Below are 11,047 nucleotides of genomic sequence, written 5' to 3'. Positions count from 1 at the left end.
CAACGACACGAACATTGCGTATTACGCCATCGGGCCTGCGCGATCCCGGCGCCGGGCGGAAACCGCGGAGATCAGTGCGTGTCGAGGTGGGCGTCGGTGCGCAGGGCCCTGGCGCAGAGGGTCAGACCCTCCCTGAGGGTGCCGCGCAGCGTGGTGTCTACCTTGGCGAGCATGACCGTCTCGATGTCGTCGAGCGAGCCGTCGCACCGCTGCAGCACCGACACGCCCTCGGAGGTGAGGCGGGCGCACAGCACCCGTCCGCCGGCCGGGTGCGGGTCGCGGCGGATCAGCCCGCGCCGTTCGAGGTCGCGGATGACCAGGTTCATCGCCTGCGGCGTGACGAAGGCGATGCGGGCCAGTTCCGCCGACGACAGCCCGTCACGTGTGCGAAGCTCGCTCAGGGCCATGTACTCCGTCGTGGTGACGCCGTGCCGGGCGAGTGAGTCGTCCAGGTGGGCGCGGATGCGACGCTCCAGTCGGAACACCAGGTAGCTCAGACGGGGCGCAGGAGCGCTCTGCGGGGCGGCCGGAGGGGTGCGGGAGGCGATCACCAGCATGACGATACCTCCCGGCCCTCCGGATGTAAGTTTCGCACTCCTATATCAAGTCACTTGATAGCAAAGTGCTTGATATGCAGCGAAAACTCGATTCTCGCGGACGCGCCCGATCATGGCCCTTCGGGCCATCTCTTGACCACGGGCCATACCTCCTCATATACCGGCTGACGTCATGTTTTGCCAACGCACGGCGCTTCCGGAAAAAGGCGCGCCGGAAAGCGGGACCTCCGCACGTCCAGCAGAGGAGGAGCGAATGAAGCGATTACTCGCGGTACTCGCCGGTGTCTGTGCCGCGGTGCTGTACGCCGCCGTGACCCTGGTGTCCGCGCAGTCGGCCGCCGCGGCCACGCTGACCGAGGTGACGAACTTCGGCGCCAACCCCGGCAACCTGCGGATGTACGTGTACGTGCCGAACGGGGTGCAGTCGAACCCGGCGATCGTGCTGGCCATGCACCCGTGCGGCGGCTCCGGGCCCGGCTTCTACTCGTCCAGCGAGTTCGCGTCGCTGGCCGACCGGTACGGCTACATCGTCATCTACCCGTCGGCTTCCAAGAAGGGCAACTGCTTCGACAACTGGTCCGACGCGTCGAAGGTGCGCGGGGGCCAGACCGACCCGGTGTCGCTCATGTCGATGATCACCTACGTCGAGAACCAGTATCACGGCGACCCGAACCGGGTGTTCGCGACCGGCAGTTCCTCCGGCGCCATGATGACCAACGCCATGCTCGGCCTCTACCCGGAGGTCTTCAAGGCGGGCGCGGCGTTCATGGGTGTGCCGTTCACCTGCTTCCCGAACGAGGCGGCGTACAGCCCGGGCGGCAACTCCGCGCCGTGCGTCGGCAAGACCGCGCAGCAGTGGGGCGACGCCGTGCGCAACGCGAACCCGAGCTACCGGGGACCGTGGCCGCGGATGCAGCTCTGGCACGGCACCAACGACACCGTCGTCGCCTACTCGGAGCTGGAGGAGGAGATCAAGCAGTGGACCAACGTGAACGGCCTTAGCCAGACGCCGACCAGCACGGACACCCCGCAGTCGGGCTGGAGCCGCCGCCGCTACGCCGACTCCTCCGGCGCGGTGAAGGTCGAGGCCTACACCATCCAGGGCGCGGGTCACAGCCTCCCGTCGACCGGGATGGCCGCCGTCGCCATCCAGTTCTTCGGTCTCACGGGCGCCAGCCAGAGCCCGAGCCAGAGTCCCAGTCAGAGCCCGAGCCAGAGCCCCAGCAGGACGCCCAGCTCGACCCCGAGCGTGACGCCCTCCGTGACTCCCTCGGTGACTCCCTCGGACCCGCAGACGGGCGCGTGCCGGGTCAGCTACCGCCCCAACACCTGGAACAACGGGTTCACGGCGGACATCACGGTCACGAACACGGGCGCCGCGGTCAACGGCTGGACGGTCACCTGGAGCTGGCCGGGCAACCAGCAGGTCACCAACGCCTGGAACGCCACGGTGACCCAGTCCGGCACGCAGGTGACGGCGCGCAACGTCTCCTACAACGCCTCGATCCCCGCCGGAGGCAGCACCAGCTTCGGCTTCCAGGGCACCTACAGCGGGACCAACAACGCGCCGGCCGGCTTCACGCTCAACGGCACGGCCTGCGCCAACGGATAGCCCATCGGACACCAGGTGCGTGCCCGCCCCCGGGCACGCACCACCCGCCCGCCGCGTCCTCCGTACGTCAGCTCGTCCCTCAGAGGGCGAGGGTGTCCAGGACGGCGGCGGCCGTCTCGGCGGCACGCGGCTGGTAGTCGCGGGCGAGCGTCTGGAAGACCTGCTCGGCCCGGATCGCGGGCCAGTCCCCGGGCAGGTGCTCGGCCGGCAGGTGCGGATCCTGCCGGACGAGCTGCAGCCAGTCGGTGTGCAGCAGCAACTGCCGGGCGAGGTCGTCCGGCGCCTCCGGCAGGGGCAGGGAGGCGTCCCATCGGGCGAGGAAGGCCCGGTAGCGGGCGGCGATCTGCTCGATGTCGAAGGCCTTGCGGACGAGATCGGCCGCCTCGGTCGGCTTGAACGCCCGGGCGTTCAGCACGGTGACGTGGTCGGCCATGTCGAGGCCAGGGTCGTGGGAGGCCTGGTCAGGGGAGGCGTGGTCGAGGGAGGCGTGGTCGAGGGAGGCGAGGATCTCGGTGACGTCCTTGGCGCCCGGCGCTATCCACAGCCCGCTCTGCAGCAGGCCGAACCCGCCCCAGACGAGCCGGGACCGCAGGTCGTGCCGGGTGCTGCGCCGGCTGTCCGGCAGGGAGAACCCGACCACGGTCCAGGTGCCGTCCCAGTCGCGGTTCACCGCCCCGGTCTCCCACACCCGCCTGCGCCCGTCCTCCAGCACCTCGGCGGCGTGCGGGGTCAGCGCGAAGTACATCTTGCGTCCCCGCCGGTGCCGTTCCAGCAGGTTCCGCTTCACCATGCGGGCGAGCGTCGACCGTACGGCCTCCTCGGAGACACCGAGACGGGCGAACACGTCGATGACGCTGCCCGAGTAGATGGCGGTGCGGCGGTCCAGCGCGTAGATCCCGAGAAAGCTGAACATCAACGACTGGGGGCGCATGGAACCCGCCGTCTGGTCGTGGTCGCCGGTGCTCACAGCAGAAAGCGTAGACGCTTCCCCATGGAAGGCAAATCTTTGACGATGGTCACATAACTGCCATAGATTCGAACGGCGTCACGCTGCCCAATCGAGAGGTGGAGCACATGGATCTGTCGGGCAAGGTGGCCGTCGTCACCGGCGCGGGCCGGGGCCTCGGGCGCGCGTACGCCGAGGCGCTGGCGGCGGCCGGCGCGGCGGTCGTCGTGAACGACGTGGACGGCGACTCCGCCGCGCGCGTCGTGGACGGGATCACCGCGAGGGGAGGCAGGGCGGCCCTGGTCGCCGCCCCGGTCGGCTCCGCCGAGGTCGCCGACCGGCTGGTCGACACGGCCGTGAAGGAGTTCGGCCGGCTCGACGTGATGGTCACCAACGCGGGCATCCTGCGCGACCGGGTGCTGTGGAAGATGTCGGACGACGACTTCGACGCCGTGATCGGAGTGCACCTGCGCGGCACGTTCACCTGCGCCCGCGCGGCGGCGGTCCGGATGCGGGAGCAGGGGACCGGCGGCCGCCTGATTCTCGTCTCCTCCCCCGCGGGCCAGCGCGGCAACTTCGGCCAGACCAACTACGCCGCAGCGAAGGCCGGCATCGTCGCCATGGCCCGCACCTGGGCGATGGAGCTGGCCAGGGCGAACATCACCGTCAACGCGATCGTGCCGGTCGCGGCCACCGAGATGACCCGGACGATCCCGGCGTTCGCCCCGATCATCGAGGAGGCGGAGCGGACCGGCCGGTCGTTCCCCGCGTGGCTGCGCCAGGGCGAGGGCATGGGCACCGTCGAGGACGTCGCCCCGCTGGTCGTCTTCCTCGCCTCGGACGCCTCCGCGGACGTGACGGGCCAGGCCATCGGCATCGGCGGCGACCGGCTCGCGCTCTGGTCCCATCCGAGCGAGAAGTCGGTGGCGTACACCTACGGCGGCTGGTCGGCCGACGCCATCGCCGCCGCGTGGCCGGAGGGCGTCGGCGCCGAGCCGGAGACGTACGGCATTCCCGCGCCGAACGTGCCGGACGCACCGCAGGCACCGGGCACGCCGAAGGGAGGCTCGTGAACGTCGAGGAGCTGGTCGCGATCGACGTGCACACGCACGCCGAGGTGTCGGCCGACGGGCACGCCTCGCTGAGCGCGGAGCTGTTCGGCGCCTCGGAGAAATACTTCAAGGAACATCCGCGGCCGACGATCCCGGAGATGGCCGCCTACTACCGCGAGCGGAAGATGGCGGCGGTGGTGTTCACCGTCGACGCCGAGCACGCGACCGGGCACCCCCGCATCTCCAACGAGGAGGTCGCCGAGAGCTGCGCCGCGCACGCGGACGTGCTGATCCCCTTCGCCAGCGTCGATCCGTGGAAGGGCCGGGCCGGCGTCCGCGAGGCGCGCCGCCTCGTGGAGGAGTACGGCGTGCGCGGGTTCAAGTTCCATCCGAGCATCCAGGGCTTCTCCCCCGACGACCGCATGGCCTATCCCCTCTACGAGGTGATCGAGGAGCTCGGCGCGATCGCGCTGTTCCACACCGGGCAGACCGGCATCGGCGCGGGCGTCCCGGGCGGGGGCGGCATCCGGCTGAAGCACTCCAACCCCATGCTGGTGGACGACGTCGCCGTGGACTTCCCCGACCTGCGGATCATCCTCGCCCACCCGTCCTTCCCCTGGCAGGACGAGGCGCTGGCGGTCGCCACGCACAAGCCGTACGTCCACATCGACCTGTCCGGATGGTCGCCCAAGTATTTCCCGCCACAGCTCGTGCGGTACGCGAACACGCTGCTCAAGGACAAGGTGCTGTTCGGGTCCGACTATCCGGTGATCACCCCGGACCGCTGGCTCGCCGACTTCGACCGGCTCGACATCAAGCCGGAGGTCCGCCCGAAGATCCTCAAGGACAACGCCGCACGCCTGCTCGGGCTCGGCGGGCAGAAAGGGACGCGACAACCATGACGACATCGGCCCACGGGCTCGACGAGATCACCGCGCTCGCCGGCAAGGACCTCGGCCACAGCGGGTGGCTGGAGATCACCCAGGACCGGGTGAACACCTTCGCCGACGCGACCGGCGACCACCAGTGGATCCACGTCGATCCCGAGCGGGCCGCCAAGGGCCCGTTCGGCGCCCCCATCGCGCACGGATATCTGACCCTGTCGCTGGTCATCCCGCTGTTCAACGAACTGCTCGACATCCGCGGCGTGACGATGAGCGTCAACTACGGCCTGGAGAAGGTCCGCTTCCCCAGCCCGGTCAGGGTGGGCGCCAGGATCCGCCTCGCCGCCACCGTGGTGTCGGTGGAGGAGGTCCCCGGCAACGGCGTCCAGATGCTGCTCGACTTCACCGTGGAGGTGGAGGGATCGGCCAAGCCCGCCTGCGTCGCCCGCGCCGTCTACCGGCACTACGCCTGACCACGCGGCCTGATCACGCTGCCCGCGGCCCTTCAGGCCCGTACGGCGTGTTTCGGCGTGCCGAAAGACGGGCGCGAGAGGGCGCCACGGGCGTTCCGGCAGGCGGGAGGAGCACCTCTCTCCGGCCCCCTGGCCAATATTTGGCAAAGTCTTGACCTCCGTTATCGATCTGCCTAACCTCCGGACAGGAAAGCGACACAGCTCGCTCCCCGGACGAGGAGCTCGGTCATGCCAGAGACACCCCCCAGCCAGACCCAGCCCAGCCAGACCCAACTCCGACGCGCGGTGAGCTCCAGCTTCATCGGGAGCGTCATCGAGTACTACGACTTCCTGCTGTACGCCACGGCCTCGGCCGTGATCTTCAACAAGGTCTTCTTCTCCTCCCTCGACCCGCTCGCCGCGACGGTCGCCAGCTTCGGCACGTTCGCCACCGGCTACCTCGCCAGGCCGCTCGGCGGCGTGCTCTTCGGCCACTTCGGCGACCGCCTCGGCCGCAAGCGCATGCTGGTGCTGACCATGACGCTCATGGGTGTCGCCAGCTTCCTGATCGGCCTGCTGCCGACCTACGACCAGATCGGCTCCCTCGCGCCCATCACGCTCGTCCTGCTGCGGATCCTGCAGGGCATCGCCGTCGGCGGCGAATGGGGCGGCGCGGTGCTGATGTCCGCCGAGCACGCGACCAGCCGCCGCGGGCTGTGGGCGAGCTTCACCAACGCCGGCGCCCCGTCCGGCATGGTGCTGTCCACCGCCGTGCTCACCGGCACCGGCGCGGTCATGAGCGAGCAGGCGTTCCTGAGCTGGGGCTGGCGGGTGCCGTTCCTGCTCAGCATCCTCCTGCTGGCGGTCGGCCTGTTCGTCCGGATGCGGGTCACCGAGACCCCGGTCTTCGAGGCCGCCAGAAGCGAGGCCGCAAGAGACGCGGCCGCCTGGACCCCGGCCGCACGGCGCCGGAAGACACCGCTGTTCGACGTGCTCCGCAACCACCCGAAGACGCTGCTGCTCGCGGTGGGCGTCGGGCTGTCCGCCTTCGTGGCCCAGGGCACGCTCACCACCTATCTCATCGCGTACGGCGTGCGGGCCGGCTTCCCCCGGCAGGCGGTGCTCAACGGGCTCACGCTCTCGTCCGCGCTGGCCGTCGTCGGTATCGTGGGATGCGCGGCGTTGTCGGACCGCGTCGGGCGCCGTCCGGTCGTGCTGACGGGAGCGCTGCTGATGGCGGTGTTCGGATTCGTCCTCTTCCCGATGGTGAACAGCGGCAGCACGGCCGTGCTCACCCTCGCCCTCGTGCTGGGCCAGTCGATCCTGCACCCGTTGATGTTCGGCCCGCTCGCGGCCCTGTACACGGAGCTGTTCGCCACCAGGAGCCGCTACACCGGAGCCTCGCTCGGCTACCAGATCGCCGGGCTCGGCGCCGGTCTGGCTCCGTTGCTGTTCGCCCAGCTCGACGCGTCGTCCGGGGGCGGCGGGACCACGACGACCTCCACGATCATCGCCGCGTCATGCCTGCTGACCGTGCTCTGCGTACTGGCCCTGCGCGAGACCAGGGGTCAGGACCTGACCTCGGTCGCGGTGGTCGCGCCCTCCTCCGGCGACGTGCCCGGCGCGGCGAAGCCGTCCTCCGCCTGACGCCGTCCCTCCTACACCGTCCCTGAGATGACGCGAAGGGGTTGCCACCGATGCGGAACGCCGGACTGGGAGGCTGGCCCGCCCGCCGGGCCCAGATGAGCCCGAACCGCACCGCGTTCGTCTTCGCGGACCGGCCGGTCAGCTACGCGGAGGTGCACGAACGGACGACGCGGCTCGCGTCCCGGCTGCGCGAGGCCGGGGTGCGGGCCGGTGACCGGGTCGCCTACCTCGGCCCCAACCACGTCGCCTTCGCCGAGACCCTGTTCGCGACGCACCTGCTCGGCGGGATCTTCGTCCCGCTGAACTTCCGCCTGACGGCGCCCGAGATCGCCTACATGCTGACGGACTCGGGCGCCTCCGTCCTCGTCTACGCCCCGGAGTGCGCGGCGGTCGTCCGCGCCCTGCCCGCCCTGCCGGGCCTCCGTACGGTCGTGGCGCTGGCGTCGCCCGCGCCCGGCGAGACGGAGTTCGAAAGCTGGCTGTCGCAGGGCGACCCCACGCCGATCGACATCCCGGTGGCGCTCGACGACGTCGCCCTGATCCTCTACACCTCCGGCACCACGGGACGGCCCAAGGGCGCCATGCTCAGCCACGCCAACCTCGCGTGGAACTGCTTCCACATGCTGATCGGCGTCGACGTGGCGAGCACCGAGGTGACCCTGGTCAGCGCGCCGCTCTTCCACGTGGCGGCGCTGAACCAGACGCTGCTGCCGACCTTCCTCAAGGGCGGCACGTCCGTGATCATGCCGTCGTGGGACGTCGACCAGTGCTACGACCTCATCGAGAAGCACCGTGTCACCTGGATGTTCGGCGTCACCGCGATGTTCGCCGCGTTCGCCAGGTCGCCGCGGTGGGCCCACGCCGACCTGTCCTCGCTGCGTACGCTGATGTCGGGCGGGGCGGCGATCCCGGTCGCGTTGATCCGCGCGTACCAGGCGCGGGGCCTGACCTTCTGCCAGGGCTACGGGCTGACCGAGACGTCGCCGGGCGCAACCTTCCTGGAGGCGGGCGAGAGCGAGCGCAAGGTGGGCTCCGCCGGAGTGCCGGTGTTCTTCGCCAACGTGCGGGTGGTGCGGCCCGACCTGACGCCCGCGGCGGCGGGCGAGCCGGGCGAGGTGCTCGTGCAGGGGCCGAACGTCACGCCGGGCTACTGGCGGAACCCGGAGGCGACCGCCGCCGCGCTCACCGAGGGCGGCTGGTTCCACTCGGGCGACATCGGCGTCCTGGACGACGAGGGCCACCTCCACATCGTCGACCGGGTCAAGGACATGTACATCTCCGGCGGGGAGAACGTCTACCCGGCCGAGGTCGAGAACGTGCTGTTCGAGCATCCCGACGTGGCGGAGGCCGCCGTGGTCGGGGTGCCCGACGAGCGGTGGGGGGAGGTCGGCCGGGCCTTCGTCGTCCCTCGCCCCGGGGCCGCCGTCATCCCCGGCGACCTGCGGGAGTTCCTCCTCTCCCGGCTTGCCAAGTACAAGATCCCCGTCTACTTCGACATCGTCGACGCCCTGCCGAAGACCGGCTCCGGAAAGATCCGCAAACCCGACCTGCGCGGGCGGCCCCTCGCCGCCGGCACCGAGGAGTGACCAGTGATCGTCACGGAATTCGCGCGCGACCAGTGGTACGTCGCCGCGTACGGCCACGAGGTGGGCCGGCGGCAGCTCGGCCGTACCATCCTGAACGAGCCGATCCTGCTCTGGCGCACCGAGGACGGGCGGGCGGTGGCGATGGCCGACCGCTGCGTCCACCGCAGGTTCCCGTTGTCCGAGGCGCCCAGCCACCTCGTCGGCGACCGGGTGGTCTGCGGCTACCACGGCTTCACCTACGGCCCGGACGGCGTCTGCGTCGCCGTGCCCGCGCAGCAGCGCATCCCGCGTACGGCACGGCTGCGCACCTACCCGGTGGTGGAGCAGGACTCGTTCGTCTGGGTCTGGATCGGCGACCGCGAGCCGGGCGCCACCCTGCCGCCGCGCGCGCCCTGGCTGGTCGCGCCCGAGTACGCCACGGTGTGCGGCATGGAGCCGCTGAACGCGCGGTACGGCCTGCTCGTGGACAACCTCCTGGACCTGTCCCACGAGACCTACCTGCACGGCGGATACATCGGCACGCCCGAGGTGGCCGAGACGCCGATCACGACCGAGGTCGACGAGGACGAGGGCGTCGTCTACGTCAGCCGGCACATGGACGACGCGGCGTGCCCGCCGTTCTACGCCGAGTCGACCGGCATCAAGGGACGGATCACCCGGTGGCAGGACATCGAGTATCACCCGCCGTGCCTCTACCTCCTGCACAGCCGGGTCGCCCCCGTCGGGTCGCCGCCGCCCGCCGCCGACGGCGCCGACCCGCACGCCTTCCACGTCGAGGTCGTCTACGCGATCACCCCGTCGACGGACAGCAGCACCTACGACTTCTGGGCCGTCGCGCGGGACTTCGCGCTCGACGACGAGAAGGTCTCGGACTTCCTCCGGGAGAGCAACCGGACGGTGGTCCTGCAGGACGTGACCGCGCTGAACACGCTGGAGCAGGTCATCGCCGCCGAGCCGGACCGTTACCAGGAGCTGTCGGTGAACATCGACACCGGCGGCCTGGCCGCCCGGCGACTGCTCGCCCGGATGGCCGGCTCCGCCTCCTCGCGGGCCGCCGCCCGATGAACCCGGGCGAACCCGGCGCACGGACGGGCCGCACAGCCAGCACCGGCCGCACCGTCTACCGCATCCGCTGGGTGCCGGGCACCGACCGGCTGCACGCCACCTGCTTCTGCGGCGCGGAACGGGAGTTCGACGATCCCGTGGTCCTGTGGGACTGGCTGCTCGGCCACCCGGAAGGACACCGGGCCCGGCCAGCCGGGGCGGCGAACTCCCCCGCCCCGGCCGCCGCGCTCGTCTGAGCACACGCCGTTCGTTCACCCACTCAGCCGGAGGACCCGCGCGCCATGCCCCTGACGGAACCGGAGCTCGACCTGAAGGTGGCGGACAGAACGCCCGTCGCCGAGGGGGTCGTGCTCCTGCGCCTCGTCCGGCCCGACGGCGGCCCGCTGCCCTCCTGGACGCCGGGCGCGCACGTCGATCTGCTGCTCGCGCCGGGCCTGGTCAGGCAGTACTCACTGTGCGGCGACCCCGGCGACGACCGGGCCTTCGAGGTGGCGGTGCTGCGGGAGCCGATCGGGCGCGGCGGCTCCGCCCATGTGCACGACCGGCTCGCCGAGGGCGACACGGTGCGGGTGCGCGGCCCGCGCAACCACTTCGGCCTCGCCGAGTCACCCCGCTACCTGTTCGTGGCCGGCGGGATCGGCATCACCCCGCTCCTTCCGATGATCGCCGAGGCCGCGCGCCGCCGTACGGACTGGCGGCTGGTGTACGGCGGACGTACCCGGGCCTCGATGGCCTTCGCCGACCGGCTCGTACGGGACCATCCGGACCGGGTCGAGCTGTGCCCTCAGGACGAGACGGGCCTGCTCGACCTGGACGGGCTGCTCGGTGTTCCCCTCTCCGGTGCCCTCGTCTACTGCTGCGGCCCGGAACCACTGCTGAGGGCGGCGGAGGAGCGCTGCGCGTCCTGGCCGAAGGGCGCGTTGCGCGTCGAGCGGTTCACCCCCGCGGCCACGGACGGCGGCGAGGCCTCCGCGTTCGAGGTCGAACTGGCCCTGACCGGGACGACGCTGACCGTGCCGGAGGACCGCTCGATCCTCGAGGTGGTCGAGGAGGCGGGCGTCCCCGTGCTGTCCTCCTGCCGGGAGGGGACCTGCGGCACCTGCGAGACGGTGGTGCTGGACGGCGTGCCCGACCACCGCGACAGCCTCCTCACCGAGGAGGAGCGCGCGGCCGGCGACGTCATGTTCATCTGCGTGTCGCGCGCCCGCTCGCCCCGTCTCGTCCTCGAACTCTGAGCCGCCGTCCG

11 protein-coding genes are annotated in these 11,047 nt (G+C 71.0%); 9 read left to right on the top strand and 2 right to left on the bottom strand.

The genetic code is table 11. The annotated features are described in order from the left end of the window. Nucleotides 1–71: 71 nt before the first annotated feature. Nucleotides 72–557 carry a MarR family winged helix-turn-helix transcriptional regulator gene (locus tag F5972_RS26150; protein WP_150936848.1) on the bottom strand — a complete coding sequence of 162 codons (486 nt, stop codon included), beginning with the start codon at nucleotides 555–557 and terminating at the stop codon, nucleotides 72–74. A 253-nt stretch (nucleotides 558–810) separates the two neighbouring features. On the opposite strand from F5972_RS26150, the gene F5972_RS26145 reads away from it, so the two are divergent. Then, nucleotides 811–2,169: an extracellular catalytic domain type 1 short-chain-length polyhydroxyalkanoate depolymerase gene (locus F5972_RS26145; RefSeq protein WP_150936844.1), complete on the top strand. Its 1,359-nt coding sequence runs from the start codon at nucleotides 811–813 to the stop codon at nucleotides 2,167–2,169. Between the two features lie 79 nt (nucleotides 2,170–2,248). On the opposite strand, the gene F5972_RS26140 is transcribed toward F5972_RS26145, so the two are convergent. Further along, complete coding sequence (locus tag F5972_RS26140) at nucleotides 2,249–3,136, bottom strand: PaaX family transcriptional regulator (RefSeq protein WP_225311877.1); 888 nt, start codon at nucleotides 3,134–3,136, stop codon at nucleotides 2,249–2,251. A gap of 107 nt (nucleotides 3,137–3,243) precedes the next feature. Here F5972_RS26140 and F5972_RS26135 point away from each other — a divergent pair, with 107 nt between their 5' ends. The 8 genes from F5972_RS26135 (at nucleotide 3,244) to F5972_RS26100 (ending at nucleotide 11,036) form a co-directional block, all read left to right on the top strand. Beyond that, on the top strand, nucleotides 3,244–4,188 hold the full coding sequence (locus F5972_RS26135) for an SDR family oxidoreductase (protein WP_191910320.1): 945 nt from the start codon (nucleotides 3,244–3,246) through the stop codon (nucleotides 4,186–4,188). Continuing rightward, nucleotides 4,185–5,069: an amidohydrolase family protein gene (locus F5972_RS26130; protein ID WP_150936840.1), complete on the top strand. Its 885-nt coding sequence runs from the start codon at nucleotides 4,185–4,187 to the stop codon at nucleotides 5,067–5,069. Before F5972_RS26135 ends, F5972_RS26130 begins: the two co-directional genes overlap by 4 nt. Next, entirely contained in the window at nucleotides 5,066–5,524 is a 459-nt protein-coding gene (locus F5972_RS26125) for a MaoC family dehydratase (RefSeq protein ID WP_150936838.1), read from the top strand. The genes F5972_RS26130 and F5972_RS26125 overlap by 4 nt, the downstream gene beginning before the upstream one ends. A gap of 228 nt (nucleotides 5,525–5,752) precedes the next feature. Beyond that, a complete protein-coding gene (locus F5972_RS26120) occupies nucleotides 5,753–7,150 on the top strand; it encodes an MFS transporter (RefSeq protein ID WP_150936836.1) in 1,398 nt (465 codons plus the stop codon). Nucleotides 7,151–7,200: 50 nt separating this feature from the next. Next, the gene (locus tag F5972_RS26115) at nucleotides 7,201–8,736 is read left to right on the top strand and encodes an acyl-CoA synthetase (protein WP_150936834.1); all 1,536 of its coding nucleotides are present in this window, start codon (nucleotides 7,201–7,203) and stop codon (nucleotides 8,734–8,736) included. Between the two features lie 3 nt (nucleotides 8,737–8,739). Next, entirely contained in the window at nucleotides 8,740–9,801 is a 1,062-nt protein-coding gene (locus F5972_RS26110) for an aromatic ring-hydroxylating dioxygenase subunit alpha (protein ID WP_225311875.1), read from the top strand. Further along, on the top strand, nucleotides 9,798–10,037 hold the full coding sequence (locus F5972_RS26105) for a hypothetical protein (protein WP_150936832.1): 240 nt from the start codon (nucleotides 9,798–9,800) through the stop codon (nucleotides 10,035–10,037). Before F5972_RS26110 ends, F5972_RS26105 begins: the two co-directional genes overlap by 4 nt. A 45-nt stretch (nucleotides 10,038–10,082) precedes the next feature. After that, entirely contained in the window at nucleotides 10,083–11,036 is a 954-nt protein-coding gene (locus F5972_RS26100) for a PDR/VanB family oxidoreductase (RefSeq protein WP_150936830.1), read from the top strand. The last annotated feature ends 11 nt before the right edge of the window (nucleotides 11,037–11,047 follow it).

The organism is Microbispora cellulosiformans (assembly GCF_008728085.1).
GTDB lineage: Bacteria > Actinomycetota > Actinomycetes > Streptosporangiales > Streptosporangiaceae > Microbispora > Microbispora amethystogenes.
The sequence above is the reverse complement of the archived record's forward strand: the minus strand, read 5'-3'. Positions and strand labels throughout refer to the sequence as shown.